The following is a 14,508-nucleotide window of genomic DNA, read 5'->3' as shown; positions in this document are numbered from 1 at the left end:
GCCGCGGAGATAAACAGCGCTTAGCACAACAGACTGTTGCGCAAACGCAACGCCGCCGCTCCGGATGCTCAGCCTGCGCGGTGATAGGGATGATTGTGGTTGATGCTCATGGCGCGGTACAGCTGCTCAATCAGCATCACCCGCACCATCGGATGCGGCAGGGTCAGCTTGGACAGTGACCAGTGCCAGGCCGCCGCTTTGCGCACGGCTTCTGAATGGCCGTCCGGGCCGCCAATCGCCAGAACCACATCATTGCCTTCCAGCATCCAGCCTTTCATGGTTTCGGCCAGCTTTTCGGTGCTGAATTCACGGCCGCCGACTTCCAGCGCAATCAGCACCTCGTTCTGCTTGACCGCGCTTAAAATGCTGTCGCCTTCAATTTGGCGGTATTTCAGAATATCCGCTTCGGAATCATTTTTGCCGCGCTTCGCCATCGGCAGCTCAATAATCTGCGTTTGCACAAAGGGCTGGATGCGCTTGAAATAATCTTCAAAGCCCGTCAGCACCCATGCAGGCATTTTTTGACCGATGGTCAGAATCCGGATTTTCATAACAGGCTGCAAGCAATGGAAAGGCCTTATTATAGCGGTGAAACGGCGCTTTGCTAAGCGCCGGAACAATTTGCAATTGAATTGTCACAGTTGTTGCTGTTTTAATATTCAGCAGGGCAGCGGATGCTTGCGGAATGGACGGAAGAACAGCAATGATGCATATAATTAAAAAAAGTTTGCAGCTGTGCTTATTCGGCTGCATGGCTCTGCTGGCGGCCCTGCATGCGCAGGCCAGCATGCCGAAAGCTGCGGAACCGAAGCATTTAACCGTGTATATGGAGCAGATCATTGGCGACGGGTCTTACCGGAATTTTAAAAATGCGCAGGAACTGAACCGCGTATCGGCATGGATCCGCGAGCAGATGCGCCTGTTCGGCATTCCCTGCCAGTATCAGAATTACAAGGTCAATGATGAAGCCTACCGCAACGTGGTCTGTTCGCTGAAAACCGCGCATGCCGGCAAGGTGATTGTCGGCGCGCATTATGATGTGTTTGAGCAAAGCCCGGGCGCGGATGACAATGCTTCCGGCGTAGCGGGCGTAATTGAAACGGCGCGGCTTTTAGCCGCGGAAAAAGCCCGCCTGAAAAAAAGCGTGGATTTTGTTTTCTACACGCTGGAAGAGCCGCCGTTTTCCCACACTGAAGATATGGGCAGCTATGTGCATGCCAAATCCATTGAGAAGCTGGGCGATAATATTCAGGGCATCTATATTCTGGAGATGATCGGCTATTTTGATCAAAATTTTGTGCAGCAGTATCCTGCCGGGCTGAAATGGTTCTATCCAAGCCACGGCAATTTTATCGCTGCGGTCGGCAATCTGCAGTCGCGCGAATTGACCGCAGGCTACTGCAGCGCGATGAAAAGCTTAAATCTGCTGCAGTGCGAGCGCTTGATTTCCCCGTCCTTTGTGCAGCATATGGATTTTTCAGACCATCTCAGTTACTGGGAGTTCGGCCTGCCGGCAATTATGATTACCGATACCGGATCTTACCGGAACAGGAATTATCACAGCGAGCAGGACACGCTGGCCGGACTGGACACCGGAAAAATGGCGCAAGTGGTGAATGGCTTGGTGAATACGATTCTGAGCGAATGACATGCATAAAAAACGCAGCCCGGAAAGCCTTTGGACTGCGATAAAAGATCACCTGCCTGGAGATGCAGATGACCATTTTAGTACTTGGTTCAGTACTCAAAAGAAACATACAGCGCATATGCATCTAACATTATATATGGCGTTAATTTTGCTTATTTTCAAGTGAGATTTGTAAAAATGCTTAAATCTAAGGCAATGGGTTTAGTACAATTTTATGATTTTAATTGATTTAATCGGAAATTTGCGGTGAGCCGCAGGCTGATTGGGCTGCCGGTTTTTGCATGGCGGATAAAAAACAGCCCTGTTGAAACAGGGCTGTTATTACGCTATTTATAAGATAATGAGAGCTAACTGTAACTTTTCAATGAACGTATAAAGAGCAAACACGATAGAATTTTAAGCTTACTTTTTCAGTAGCTCAGCTAAAGTCAGACCTTGTTCATTGATCCATTCATGCTGTAAGTTAAATCCCCAATCTGGATTCAGTCCAGATAATGAATATTTGTCAATTAAAAATTTTCTGAGCTTGCTGAACGAATATAACTGCTCTTCATCATCCATTTTTAAACAATTTGTCCCTATTTTTACAATGCTGGCGCTGACATCCTTGTTTTGTATTTCAGGGTAAGCATCTTGTAATGGTTTAAAAACAACCCTTTGACCAATAGCTAATTTCTCAGTATTAAATAATTGAGCAATAACAGATTCTTTACGATTTTTTCTTTTTTGCGCACGTTCTTCAGCCACTTTTTCTTTTAAACGGACTAAATAATCTGCAGATTGGGGCAAGGGTATCAACTGCTGAATATCATAATAAATATTGCCTTTATCTTTTTGCAGATTAAGTTTTACACATTTAATGTCTAAATCCCGCTCATTAAGCCATAGAATTGAGGTGGTAATCTCGATAGAAAAATTTGCGGCGACAAGGATTATTTTTACATCTTTAGCGAAGTCGTCTTCATCTATTTCAGTCCATTCAAGAAATGTGAGAAGCTCTTTTTTAGCATCGAGTTCTTTTGAATGCTTTTCCAAGTAGGTCTGAAAAGTTGAAATAGCCCGGTCAAATGTCATATTTGCAATCATTGCAGCGTAACGTATAGCCTGCAGCTCCATATGGCCTTCATTGGAACGCTTGATTTCAATCACAACAAGGTTTGCATCTTTATCAATACAAAGGATGTCAATGCTTCGTTTGCTGTCTTCCCAGTCACTGAACTCAGTGGCTATGACTAACAAATCATCCCCGATAATTTGAATTGAATTTGCTAAGTATGTTTGTAAATCTTTTACTTCATAAATTTTTTCGGTTTCAAGCTTGGTGTGCTCAAGCTCTTTGAATTGATTATCTTCTGCTTTATAAATAGCCAAAAAACTCTCCTGCTCTTATAACTTCTAAATAGAAACAGCCCTGTCGAAACAGGGCTGTTTTTTAAACGCTGGATGATTAGTGGCGGGCGGCTTTAGCTTCGCCCGGCGCTTTCACAATCGGCGCTTTCGGCAGCGGCTTAGGCATGTCGACTAAAGCCAGCGGCAGAATCTCATCGATGCTTTTCACCGCTTTAATTTCCAGGCCTTCCTTCACGTTTTCAGGAATTTCCGCAAGGTCGCGGACGTTGTCCTGAGGAATGAACACCAGCTTGATGCCGCCGCGGTGAGCAGCTAAAAGCTTCTCTTTCAAACCGCCGATGCGCATTGCGCGGCCGCCGAGGCTGGTTTCACCGGTCATGGCGATATCCGGGCGGATTGCAATGCCTGTGAAGGCTGAAACAAGGGCCGTAGTCAGCGCCAAGCCGGCAGACGGGCCGTCTTTCGGCGTCGCGCCTTCAGGCAAGTGCACATGCACATCGGTTTCTTCAAAACGCGAAGCTTCAATGCCCAATGCATCTGCGCGGGTGCGCACTACCGTCATGGCTGCGGTAATGGATTCCTTCATTACATCGCCCAGCGAGCCGGTGGTAATGAATTTGCCTTTGCCTTTGACGGCTGCCACTTCAACGGTCAGCAGTTCACCGCCTACCGAAGTCCACGCCAAGCCGTTTACGCGGCCAACCTGCGCTTCTTCTTCGGCCATGCCGAAGTCAAATTTATGCGGGCCTAAATAGTCCGGAAGGTTGGCGGAGGTTACGTCCAGCTGCAGGTTTTTGGCCTTTTTGCTGACCGCTTCCTTCACCACTTTGCGGGCAATTTTAGACACTTCACGCTCAAGGCTGCGCACGCCGGCTTCGCGGGTATAGCGCTGCACGATGTCGCGGATCGCCTCTTCATGAATGGTCAGCTCTTTTGCGCGCAAGCCGTTGTTCTTGATTGCTTTCGGAACAAGGTAGCGTTCAGCGATGTTGATCTTCTCATCTTCGGTATAGCCCGGCAGGCGGATGACTTCCATGCGGTCAAGCAGCGCTTCCGGAATATTCATGCTGTTGGCGGTACAGATGAACATCACTTCAGACAGGTCAAGATCAAGATCTAAATAGTGATCGTTAAACTTGCTGTTCTGCGACGGGTCCAGCACTTCCAGCAGCGCCGAAGCCGGATCGCCGCGGTAGTCCTGCGCCATCTTGTCGATTTCATCGAGCAGGAACAGCGGGTTTTTTACGCCGACTTTGGTCAGCGACTGCACGATTTTACCCGGCATCGCGCCAATATAAGTGCGGCGGTGGCCGCGGATTTCCGCTTCGTCGCGCACGCCGCCCAGCGCCATGCGCACAAACTCGCGGCCTGTGGCTTTGGCAACCGACTCGCCCAGCGAGGTTTTACCCACGCCCGGAGGGCCGACTAAGCAAAGGATTGGGCCTTTAAGCTTTTTCACCCGTGACTGCACGGCAAGGTATTCCACAATGCGGTCTTTGACGTCATCCAGGCCGTAATGGTCGGCATCCAGAATTTCCTGCGCTTTGCTCAGGTTGATGCTGACTTTGCTGGCTTTATTCCAAGGCGTATCTAAGATTACCTCTAAATAGTTGCGCACCACGGCAGCTTCACTGGATGCAGGCTGCATGGCTTTCAGCTTGCGGAACTCCGCTTCAGCTTTTTTGCGCACATGTTCAGGCAGATCGGCTTCGGCGAGGCGTTTTTCAATTTCCGCCACGTCGTCTTCCGCGCCGCCATTCATGTCGGACAGCTCGCGCTGAATCACCTTCATCTTTTCATTGAGGAAGTATTCGCGCTGATTCTTTTCCATTTGGCGCTTTACGGAATCATGCAGCGTCTGTTCAATCTGCTGTTCTTCAGACTGCTGCAGCAGATAAGTCATCAGCTCCTGCAAATGCGCTTCAAACGCATCGTGCTCAAGGAATTTCTGCTTAATGTCAATGTTCAGCGGCACGCGTGTCGCAACAAAGAACAGCAGCTGCAGCAGGTCATCAATTTTGTTGGCAGCAGCAATCAGTTCGCGCGCATTGCGCAGTTTGGCTTCCGCATACTGCGCAAACATGGTGCGCAGCTCTTCAATGCGGGCTTCCTGAGCCTCGCTTTTGACCGCAACCGTCATTGGGCTTAAGGCATGCTCCGCAGACAGGTAATCATCATTGTCGATGATTTCAACCAGCTTGGAGCGGTGCAAGCCTTCGATTAATACTTTAATGCAGTTTTCATCATTTTCGTGATTCACAACTTGCACAATCTTCGCGACAGTACCGTATTGATATAAATTGTCGTGATCAATTTCTTCTGTAAGCGAATCTTTTTGTGCAACTACAAATACGAGATTGTCACTGTTACGAGCCACGTCAACTGCATTGATCGATTTTTCACGGCCTACGAATAGCGCAATCTGCATGTGCGGATAAACCACCACATCACGCAGCGCTAAAAGCGGTAATACGCTTGGAACCTGAGGCTCTAAGGTTTCTTCATTCATAATAATTTCAGACATGGGCACTCCTAATGAGTGACAACGGTGTTGCCATGTTTTTATAGTGATGGGTATTTCAAAAAATACAAGGGCAGGGCAAAACAAATTGTATTAAAAATGAGTAAATATGTGATTTTAAAATAATATTAACTGTCAAAATGATCAATTCAGCGCTTAAAGCGCAAAAAGCCGCGCGGCGTCAGCAGGGCGTCCAGCGGCTGGTCCCAGGCTTCGCGCGGCAAGGCCTGCGGCATGCACTGAAAATCATGCGCAAGGCCCAGCCGGACAGGCTTGCCCGGCGCTGAAGCGAGGGTTTTGTCATAAAAGCCGCCGCCCATGCCGATGCGGGTGCCGTAAATGTCGCAGGCCAGGAGCGGCATAATCAGCAGATCCAGTTTTGAAACATGCAGGCCGCGCGCCTGCACCGGTTCTTTCATGCCCAGCGGATGGCGCGCGAAGCGCCGGCTGCGGTACTGATGCTGTGAAATGCGTACCCAGACCAGGCGCTGGTTCATGCTGCAGATCATGGGCAGATAGACCGCTTTGCTGCGGGCAAAGCAGTACTGCATGATTTTCTGCGTATGGACTTCGCCAAAGGCGTGCAGGTAAACGCCGATTTTGCCGGCCTGCTGAAATTCGGGAATGCGGATTAAGCGCTTGAGGATGGCTTGCCCGGCCTGCCTTTGCTGGAACTCATTCAGCGCGCGGCGCTGCTGCCGGAGGGTTTTTCTCAGCGGGTTCAAATCGTATGGCATGCGGCGTGAGGCGTTTAAAAATTTCGCTACAGTCTAGCCTTTTGCATGCGCGCTGCAAAGGGCGCATTGAAGATTTAACTGTGCTGCGGCGGCCAGAGGCTGCAATCTGCAGGCAGGCTTTGAGGCGGCGGATTTGCGGTTCATGCATTGAAGCGGATCTGCATGATGCCTGAAAGCGGCGCCGCAGCCTGAAAGCATGGCTTGAAAAACTGAAGCTGCGCCCAGCCAGCCATATGCATGGATATGGCTGAGGTGAATTTTCAGTACGGCTCTTTTAGTACTGCGCTTTCAGTGTGAGCAGGAAGCTTCTCGGCTCGCCATAGAAGTTGCCGTAGCCTGAGGTGCCAATCGTGCTGTAATATTTCTTATCAAATATATTATTAACATTTAAAGCAATGTTCAGGTTCGGGCTGATTTCATATGCCGTCCGCAATGACCAGACCGCATAGGCGTCCTGCGCAAACTCATAAGCAACCATAGGGCTGCCGTATTGATTGGTCACAGGGTCGTAGGTTGGCACCCTTCCGGACTGGAAGCTTTTGCTCTGCGCATTAACCCCGCCGCCAACGCTTAAGCCTTCAAGAAATTCTGAAAATTTGTAATCTGTCCATATTTTCAGCAAATGCTTTGGCGTTAAGGTGCTGAACTGCGCATCATTCTTCCGGCGGTCTTCATTTTCATTGAATGTATAGCCGACTGCGATATTCCAGCTGTCGGTAATCAAGCCGTTCAATTCAACGTCAAAGCCTTCACTGCGCTTGCTTCCGGCTGCAACATAGCAGCACCATGAGTTGCTGTTGGCCATGGACTGCCAGCCTAAACTTACCGCTTCATGGTCTTTTTTAATTTTAAAATACGCCAAAGAAGCCAGCAGGTTCGGCGCTAATTCAGTTTTTATGCCGAATTCCAGATTGCTGCCTTCAACGGGCTTTAATGACGGCCCGGTCAGGGTTTCCAGATATTTGCCTTGCGGCGTATGAATTTCTGCGAAGCTGCCGTAAATTGCAGTATTGGCAAACAGGTCATAAGTTAAGCCATAATAAGGCGTAAATTTTTTAGCTTCCTTATAGGTGTTTGTACTGCCTGTATTATGGTTCTGTATTTCAGTTTCATCTTTTAAAGCGTAGCGCCCGCCCAAAATCACTGCAAGTTTATCTGCAGGCTTAAGCTTTAAAGAACCGTAGCCGGCTGCCGTAGTGCTTTTATTGGTGCTGTTTGTTGCCCACGAGCTTGGCGGATAATCCCACTCAGGCGGCGGCGCAGGGTTAAAGGCATTGCCTTTGCCGTACACAATCCAATTTTGCTTATAATCTTTGCTATTGTATTTTGAATCCAGGCCAAGAATCAGTTCATGCTGCTGCCCCAGCCAGTCAAAGCTTCCCTGCACATTGGCATCTGCAGTAAATTCTTTAAATCCGGTGTCATCCTGATAGCGCCACCATGTAGATTCCAAGGTCTGGTAGTTGACGGCATCTTCCATTTCCGCGCCGTTAATGCCGTCATCCCCCATGTTATAGCGCAAGTTTAAGCGGGTCTTCCACTGCTCATTCAGCTCATGCTCAAGGTTGGAAAAAACAGCAATATTTTCCCTTTCCATCCAGCTCCACGGCGCGCCCATTGTGGTGCTGCGGGAAAAGCCGATATCTGCGCCATCCTGCCAGCGGGGCAGGCTGGCATTGAAGGCCTCGGTTCGGTCTTTTTGGTAACTGGCGCCTGTAAACAGGCGGGTTTGCGGAGTTAAGTCAAAATTCAGCGCGCCATACAGCATTTCACGGCGGTTATGCGTCGGCTTGTAGAAAAAGTCCTGATCCTGAAGCACGGCAGCTGCGCGCCCCTGAATGGTCTGACTGGCGTTCAAGGCGCCGGTTGCGTCCAGTTCAGCCCGGTAGTTATTCCAGCTGCCTGCCGACAGCGTGGCTTGATACGCCGTATCCGCCTGCGGGCGCTTATGGCTGAGGTTGATTACCCCTCCGGCTTCACCGGCGCCAAAGAGGCCGTCGGCGCCGCGCAGCAGTTCCACCGTCTCATACTGCGCCATGTCTGCGCTGTTATTCCGGTCCTGAATATCGGAGACTCCGCCGCCGTCGTAGCGGATGTTTTTAATGGCTAAGCCGCGCGAAGTATAGTTGTTATTCAGCCACTGCTGTTCCCGGGTAACGCCTGTGGTCTGCTGCATGACATCATCCAGCGTTTTCAGGCCCTGCTGGTCCATGCGCTCGCGCGAGATGACGGTAACAGACTGCGGCACGTCTTTTAAGTTCTGCGCGGTTTTTCCGACATGCACCTGCTGCTGCGCTGCTGCAGTGACAGAGATTGTCGGCAATTGAACTGCATCCGACGGAGCGCCGGAGTTCGCGCTGCCCGCTGGCTTTTGAACTTGCGTGTGGATGGTTTCCAGCGTCACCATTTGCGTTTGGCTGCCGGCCGCTGCGGCTTGCGGCTGAATGCTGTATCCGCCATTGGCCAGCTTTACCGCCTTCAGCGGATGAGGCTGCAGCAGCAGGGATAAGGCCTGTTCGGCCGAATAGCTGCCGCTTAAGCCTGCGCTGGAAGCTTTGGACAATGCCTTGGCGTCATAGCTGATGGTGGCGCCTGTCTGAATTGCCAGCTGTTTAAGCGCCTGATCGAGCGGGCTTTTTGCAATGGAAATGCTGTGCGCGCCGGAGGCGGCGAAAACGGAAGCTGGCGTTAAGCTGACGGCGGCCAGCGGCAGCCCGCAAAGCGCCGCCCGGACGGCAATTGCCAAAGCGTGTTTTGTTCGGTATTCCTTCATGAGCTTTCTCATATGAGCGTTATTTCTGTATAGGTCGTGCGGCCGTCAAAAAAAGCTCACTTTTTTATCTGTTTTTTTTGCTTTTGTGCTTTGGATTATGCGGAGAATAAGCCGCGTCAAATTGCGGGCAGGGCTTTGGCGCGGCTGGAATTTATCTGTGCTTAAAATGCGGCGCGGATTTTCAGCGCCGGCTTATGATTCAAACTGCCTGCGTTTATTTTTTATGTACCTGAAGCAGGTAGGGGCTGTAGTAGCTGAGCTGTAGCTGATGGCTGAACGTCAAGGCCTCTAGGCTTTGCGGTATGTCTGACAGCGAAAAGACTCCGGAAACTGGAATATCCTGAAGATCCTTATCCAGCATATAAGTGCCTTTCTGATAGCGGTACAGTTCATGCAGCACTTTTTTCAGCGGCCAGTTTTCCGCAACCAGCAAATGCTGCGTCCAGTACGGGCGCTGATTTGTCAGCGCTATCGGCTTGGAAATGCGGCTGCTGTCAAAAACCGCGCGGTGACCCTGATGGATAATCTGGCTTTGTGCCTGATGGCGCGGATGGATGGCCACCGCATGCTGATACACATTTACTTTGGCTCTGCTTTCATCATCCTGAAGCACCGTAAACTGCGTGCCGAGTGCTTCCAGGCTGCCGTATTGCGTTTCTACAAAAAAAGGGCGCTTGCGCTGATCTTTGGCGGTTTCAATATAGACTTCGCCTTCAATCAGCTCAACTTCCCGCAGGCTTTCTGTAAAGCGCACATTGGCATAGCTGCCGCTGGCTAAAATCAGTTTGGAGCCGTCCTGCAGGGCATAGCTTCTGACTTCCCCGATGCCGGTTTGATAGTCCGCCTGCCATTTATGCCATGGCAGGCAATAGACAGCCAAGCCAGCGGCCAGCAGCCCGCACAGGCTGAACAGCAGGTTTTTCTGCAGCAGGGAATTGAATTTCCGCTTTGAATCTGCAAATGCGCTGGGCTGGAAATTGGGGGGCAGCGCGGAAATTCCTGCGGTTAATTGCCCCGCCTGCTGAATTGCCAGGGCATGTTCAGGCTTGGCATTTTTCCATTGCTCAAACTGCCGCCGCTGCTCATCGGTCACTTCGCCGGAATGCAGCGTCACCAGCCAGTCGGCGGCCTGATCTAAGATGTGTTCAGCAATTTTTTCTGAGGCAGGCATAGAGCTTGGAAATAAGCGGTTTAATTTTAGCCATTATAAAGGCTTATGCAGGCAAGGAAAGCCAGTTTCATATCTCTTTTCACCGTAGCTTCAGAAATATTCAGCTGCTCGCTGATGGCGCGGTACGTGAGGCCGTCCAGCTGCGACAGCAGGAACACCTGAGTCGCCCGCTGCGGCAGCTTTTCCAGCACCTGATGCACCTGATGCAGGGTTTCCCGGATGCAGATTTCATGTTCCGCCGACGGATGAAATTCTTTGGGCAGATGCGACAAAGCCTCTAAATACAGGCGCTCGATTTGCTGATGGCGCCAGTGGTCAATCATCACATGCTTGGCGATGCCCAGCAGCCAGGCTTTCGGCTCTTTAATCTGTTCATAGTTGTAGCCGCTTTTCAGGGCGCGGCAGAACACTTCCTGACTTAAATCTTCAGACTGATGATGGTGCTGGAGTTTATGCTTAAACCAGGACAGTAAAGCGCTTTGGTGGCTTTGATAGATATGGCCGAACCATAACTGCTTTTGTACATTCAAATTCATAGAAAAGCCTGAAGGCGGACAGCAGAAAGCCTCAAATCCGGGGGGAGATATGAGCGCATCTTAAGTAAAACTTAATATTAATGATAATCATTATTAAATGCAATATTTAATGTTACAAACTGCAGCATTAAATATTGAGCTGTTTTTGCGTTTCATCCGTCTTAGTCATAAATGCCCGCTAAAGGATCTGCGAGTAAGCAGTGAATAGACGAATGAAGCCTTCAATTTCCCAATTTAATGACCAGCAGGGTTACCGTTTCAGGGTGCTGCTGCGTATTTTGCTTGCCTCCTTGGGCGGTTTTTGCATTGCCAATTTAACCGTGCCGGTGGTTGGCCTGATGTTTCCAGAGCAGCTGGCGCTTGCGGTATATGCCGGGCTGCAGCTGAGCTTTGTGGTGTGGCTGGTTTTTATTCTGGTGATATTCAGCATTAAAAGCGTTTTTCATGGATTTTGCCTGACTTTAGGCTGCATTGCGGGCCTAGGCCTGCTGGCGGTATTGCTGAAGCCGTGGGGAACACTATGAAGGAAGGCTTCCGCCAATGTATGGCTTGGCTGCATACCTGGACTGGTTTGGTGGTCGGCTGGATACTGTTCTTTGTATTTTTAACAGGAACAGCAGGCTATGTGCAGATTGAACTGACGCGCTGGATGCAGCCGGAAAGGGCCATGCAGGCTGCGGCCGTTCCAGCGGAAGCAGATCAATTGGGCAAAGCCTATGCCTATCTGCAGCAGCAGCCGGAAGCGCAGCAGGCTGAGCGCTGGGGCATCAATCTGCTGTCAGATGCGCGGGGCTGGGATGAATTCTCAGTGAACTGGTCGCTGCCGGCGCAGGAAGGCCAGCGTTACGGTGAATACCGCACGCAGGTTCTGGATGTGAACAGCGGGCAGCCGCCGGCGCAGCAGCTCACGCCGCGGGAAACGGGCGGCGGCGATGCGCTGTACCGCATGCATTATGCCCTGCATTACCTGCCTTATGACTGGGCCATCCGCATCGTCGGGATTTGCACCATGCTGATGTTTGCGGCGCTTATTTCCGGCATCATCACCCATAAAAAGATTTTCAAGGACTTTTTCACTTTCCGTCCCGCCAAAGGCCAGCGTTCATGGCTGGATGCGCACAACGTTATCAGCGTGATCGCTTTACCGTTTTATCTGATGATCACTTACAGCGGGCTGATTTTCTTCGCCAATGCCTATATGCCGTTCGGCGTGCCGATGGTTTATGGTTTCGGCGAGAAAAATTCGGAGCGCTACTATGAGGAACTGTATCCCGGCGCGGGCTTCGGCGCCGATGCATCAGCCACAGCGCAGCCGATGGGGCAGAGCGCGCAGCATTTTGTTCCAATTCAGCCGCTATTGCAGCAGGCGCAGCGGGAATGGGGAGCGCAGCGCATCGGCAGCGTGAATTTCTATCCCGCCAAAGGCGGTGAGCCTGCCAAAGCGGAGTTCTATAAAGTCAGCCATGACAACATTTCCAGACAGCGCACTTCGCTGAGTTTTGATTTATCCAACGGGAAAAAAATTACTGACAATTCGTCTAATCAGGACAAAGCGCCGATGCAGTTTGCCTTGGCTGTGCTGGGGCTGCATGAAGGCTCTTTTGCCTCACCGCTGATCCGGATGCTGTACGTCATGAGCGGGCTGCTGGGTACGGCGATGATTGCCACCGGCCTGGTGCTGTGGACGGTAAAGCGCCGGCCGAAACAGCTGAAAGCCGAACGCATGAGCTTTGGCCATGCGCTGGTGGAGCGTTTGAATATTGCCATGATTGCGGGACTGCCTTTAGCGATTGCAGTGTATTTTTGGGCCAACCGCTTAATTCCGGCAGATCTGGCTGACCGGGCAGCTTGGGAAATCCACAGTTTATACATCACCTTGGCGCTGAGTTTTCTGTATGCGCTGTACAGGCCAATTGCGCGCGCTTGGCTGGAAATTCTGAGCGCTGCCTCTCTGGCTTATCTGCTGCTGCCGCTGCTGAATGTGCTGACCACAGAACGGCATTTGGCGGCTTCGCTGGCGCATCAGGATTATGTGCTGGCCAGCATTGACCTTGGCTTTCTGTTTTTGGGCGGTGTGCTGGCTTGGGCTGCCTACAAGGTCTGGCTGAAGCGTGAAGCGATTTTGAAAAAACCGGCAGCCAAAGCCAAGCGCCCGCCAAAACAGGCTCAGGCTGCTGCGGTTCAGGCCAGTGAGGAGCTGCCATGAGCCTTGATGCAGTCAATATTTTAACCGCCTGCGCGCTCTGCTATTTGGGCATGTTCGCATTGAACCTGTCCATGGAGCGCAATGCCAAATCCGTCCTGAACCGCGCGCTTTCTTCCAGATTGTCCAAGCTCAGCTCTGGCTTGGGCTGGTGCGGCCTGCTGCTTGCGCTGTGCGCCGGCATTTCGGCATGGGGCTGGGCGGTCGGTATGACGGCCTACTTCGGCATTGCCGCTGCGGCCGCAGGCTGCATCGTTTTTATTCAGTCTTACCGGCCCCGGCTGAATTTACATTTTTCTGCAGTCTTGCTGTGTCTGGCGCTTGGGCTGCAATTTTTTCGAATATATGGGTAAGCGTTGTTGATGAGTGATCTAACTGAAAATTTAAACCGCCAAAAAAAGCCTCTTGCCCCTAAATTTAAATATTTAACCGGATTAATTCTTATTCTGGCTATGGGCGCAGGCTATGGGTATTGGGCAGCTGCATCCTCCAAGCCCGTGGAAGAGTTCAGCCAATGGAGCAAGCCGGTTCCTGTGCGAGTCGTTGCGGTTGAGCGCCGTGATTTAAGCGTTGAACTGAAAGCGATTGGCACGGTTATTCCTGCGCATACGGTGAATGTTCAGAGTCAGGTTTCAGGCGTACTGCAGCGCATTTATTTTCAGGAAGGCCATTTGGTTGCCAAAGGTCAGCTGCTGGCGCAAATAGATCCTGCGCCTTTTCAGGTAGAACTGGCTCAGGCGCAAGGCACGCAGCAGCAAAATTTGGCGCAGCTGCGCAATGCCGAAACTGAGCTGGCGCGCTATCAATTGCTATTTAAGCAGGACTCGATTGCCAAACAGCAGGTGGAGCAGCAGCAGGCTTTGGTGAATCAGTTGAAAGGGCAAATTCAGGCCAATCAGGCGCAAGTGGATGCCGCGAAACTGCAATTGTCTTATACCAAAATTTATTCCCCTATTGCAGGGCGAGCTGGATTTAAGCAAAAGGATGCCGGCAATTTAATTCAGGCCAATGAACAGGCTGGCTTAGTCACCGTGACGCAGGTTCATCCGATTTATGTGCAGTTCGTGGTTGCGGAAAATTATTTAGACACCTTGCGCGCAGCAGCCGGCAAAGGGCAGAAAGCGCAAGTCAGCGCATGGGACAAAGCCGAACAAAAGCAATTGGCTTTAGGACAGGTGCAGGCTTTAGATAACCAAATTGACCTCAATACCGGGACATTAAAATTAAAAGCGGTATTTGATAACCGCGATGACGCTTTATTTCCGAACCAGTTTGTCAATATCCGCCTGAATGTCCAAACCATTCAGAATGCGGTCAGCATTCCGAATGATGCCATTCAGCATGGCGCAAAAGGCACCTATGTCTATGTGATCAATACTCAAAATAAAGCTGAAATGCGCATGCTGAAGCTGGGCGTGACTTCGCAGGGGCAAACTGAAATTTTAGCTGGACTGAATGGCACCGAGCGCGTGGTTTTAGAAGGCATCGACCGGCTGTCGGATGGGCAGGAGGTGCAAATTGTGCAGGAAAATCTGCAAGCTGCTTCAACTCCGCTAGCTGCTGGATAAA

12 protein-coding genes are annotated in these 14,508 nt (G+C 50.8%); 5 read left to right on the top strand and 7 right to left on the bottom strand.

All coding sequences use genetic code 11. The features are described from left to right. Positions 1-68 precede the first annotated feature (68 nt). Positions 69-551 (bottom strand): 23S rRNA (pseudouridine(1915)-N(3))-methyltransferase RlmH, encoded by a 483-nt coding sequence (rlmH, locus tag BEN74_RS06450; RefSeq protein WP_068908700.1) that lies wholly within the window; start codon positions 549-551, stop codon positions 69-71. Positions 552-706: 155 nt separating this feature from the next. On the opposite strand from rlmH, the gene BEN74_RS06445 reads away from it, so the two are divergent. Next, entirely contained in the window at positions 707-1,648 is a 942-nt protein-coding gene (locus BEN74_RS06445; protein ID WP_086374343.1) for a M28 family peptidase, read from the top strand. Positions 1,649-2,050: 402 nt separating this feature from the next. Here the strand turns inward: BEN74_RS06445 and BEN74_RS06440 are convergent, their stop codons facing one another. From BEN74_RS06440 to BEN74_RS06415, 6 genes are all read right to left on the bottom strand, one after another. Then, positions 2,051-3,019 carry a hypothetical protein gene (locus BEN74_RS06440; protein WP_068908705.1) on the bottom strand — a complete coding sequence of 323 codons (969 nt, stop codon included), beginning with the start codon at positions 3,017-3,019 and terminating at the stop codon, positions 2,051-2,053. Between the two features lie 76 nt (positions 3,020-3,095). Beyond that, positions 3,096-5,522: an endopeptidase La gene (gene lon / locus BEN74_RS06435; protein WP_068908707.1), complete on the bottom strand. Its 2,427-nt coding sequence runs from the start codon at positions 5,520-5,522 to the stop codon at positions 3,096-3,098. A gap of 146 nt (positions 5,523-5,668) precedes the next feature. Further along, positions 5,669-6,256, bottom strand: coding sequence for a 5-formyltetrahydrofolate cyclo-ligase (locus BEN74_RS06430; protein ID WP_068908710.1), 588 nt, complete (start codon positions 6,254-6,256; stop codon positions 5,669-5,671). 274 nt (positions 6,257-6,530) lie between these two features. After that, complete coding sequence (locus tag BEN74_RS06425; RefSeq protein WP_068908712.1) at positions 6,531-9,029, bottom strand: TonB-dependent siderophore receptor; 2,499 nt, start codon at positions 9,027-9,029, stop codon at positions 6,531-6,533. 214 nt (positions 9,030-9,243) lie between these two features. Then, positions 9,244-10,200 carry a FecR family protein gene (locus BEN74_RS06420; RefSeq protein ID WP_068908714.1) on the bottom strand — a complete coding sequence of 319 codons (957 nt, stop codon included), beginning with the start codon at positions 10,198-10,200 and terminating at the stop codon, positions 9,244-9,246. A gap of 26 nt (positions 10,201-10,226) precedes the next feature. Continuing rightward, complete coding sequence (locus tag BEN74_RS06415) at positions 10,227-10,736, bottom strand: sigma-70 family RNA polymerase sigma factor (protein WP_068908717.1); 510 nt, start codon at positions 10,734-10,736, stop codon at positions 10,227-10,229. A 212-nt stretch (positions 10,737-10,948) separates the two neighbouring features. On the opposite strand from BEN74_RS06415, the gene BEN74_RS06410 reads away from it, so the two are divergent. Genes BEN74_RS06410 through BEN74_RS06395 form a run of 4 tightly spaced genes read left to right on the top strand, consistent with a single transcriptional unit; the run spans position 10,949 to position 14,507 of the window. Further along, positions 10,949-11,260, top strand: coding sequence for a hypothetical protein (locus tag BEN74_RS06410; protein WP_068908719.1), 312 nt, complete (start codon positions 10,949-10,951; stop codon positions 11,258-11,260). After that, positions 11,257-12,942 (top strand): PepSY-associated TM helix domain-containing protein, encoded by a 1,686-nt coding sequence (locus tag BEN74_RS06405; protein WP_068908721.1) that lies wholly within the window; start codon positions 11,257-11,259, stop codon positions 12,940-12,942. Before BEN74_RS06410 ends, BEN74_RS06405 begins: the two co-directional genes overlap by 4 nt. Then, the gene (locus tag BEN74_RS06400; protein ID WP_068908724.1) at positions 12,939-13,292 is read left to right on the top strand and encodes a DUF3325 domain-containing protein; all 354 of its coding nucleotides are present in this window, start codon (positions 12,939-12,941) and stop codon (positions 13,290-13,292) included. Before BEN74_RS06405 ends, BEN74_RS06400 begins: the two co-directional genes overlap by 4 nt. A 9-nt stretch (positions 13,293-13,301) precedes the next feature. Next, positions 13,302-14,507 (top strand): efflux RND transporter periplasmic adaptor subunit, encoded by a 1,206-nt coding sequence (locus BEN74_RS06395; RefSeq protein WP_068908726.1) that lies wholly within the window; start codon positions 13,302-13,304, stop codon positions 14,505-14,507. Position 14,508: the final 1 nt, after the last annotated feature.

The organism is Acinetobacter sp. WCHAc010034 (assembly GCF_001696615.3).
GTDB lineage: Bacteria > Pseudomonadota > Gammaproteobacteria > Pseudomonadales > Moraxellaceae > Acinetobacter.
The sequence above is the reverse complement of the archived record's forward strand: the minus strand, read 5'-3'. Positions and strand labels throughout refer to the sequence as shown.

Coding starts and splice junctions, on each gene's coding strand:
- BEN74_RS06425 (WP_068908712.1), bottom strand. CDS start 9,029: ATGAAGGAATACCGAACAAAACACGCTTTGGCAATTGCCGTCCGGGCG.
- BEN74_RS06445 (WP_086374343.1), top strand. CDS start 707: ATGCATATAATTAAAAAAAGTTTGCAGCTGTGCTTATTCGGCTGCATG.
- BEN74_RS06405 (WP_068908721.1), top strand. CDS start 11,257: ATGAAGGAAGGCTTCCGCCAATGTATGGCTTGGCTGCATACCTGGACT.
- BEN74_RS06415 (WP_068908717.1), bottom strand. CDS start 10,736: ATGAATTTGAATGTACAAAAGCAGTTATGGTTCGGCCATATCTATCAA.
- BEN74_RS06400 (WP_068908724.1), top strand. CDS start 12,939: ATGAGCCTTGATGCAGTCAATATTTTAACCGCCTGCGCGCTCTGCTAT.
- BEN74_RS06420 (WP_068908714.1), bottom strand. CDS start 10,200: ATGCCTGCCTCAGAAAAAATTGCTGAACACATCTTAGATCAGGCCGCC.
- lon (WP_068908707.1), bottom strand. CDS start 5,522: ATGTCTGAAATTATTATGAATGAAGAAACCTTAGAGCCTCAGGTTCCA.
- BEN74_RS06410 (WP_068908719.1), top strand. CDS start 10,949: ATGAAGCCTTCAATTTCCCAATTTAATGACCAGCAGGGTTACCGTTTC.
- BEN74_RS06395 (WP_068908726.1), top strand. CDS start 13,302: ATGAGTGATCTAACTGAAAATTTAAACCGCCAAAAAAAGCCTCTTGCC.
- rlmH (WP_068908700.1), bottom strand. CDS start 551: ATGAAAATCCGGATTCTGACCATCGGTCAAAAAATGCCTGCATGGGTG.
- BEN74_RS06430 (WP_068908710.1), bottom strand. CDS start 6,256: ATGCCATACGATTTGAACCCGCTGAGAAAAACCCTCCGGCAGCAGCGC.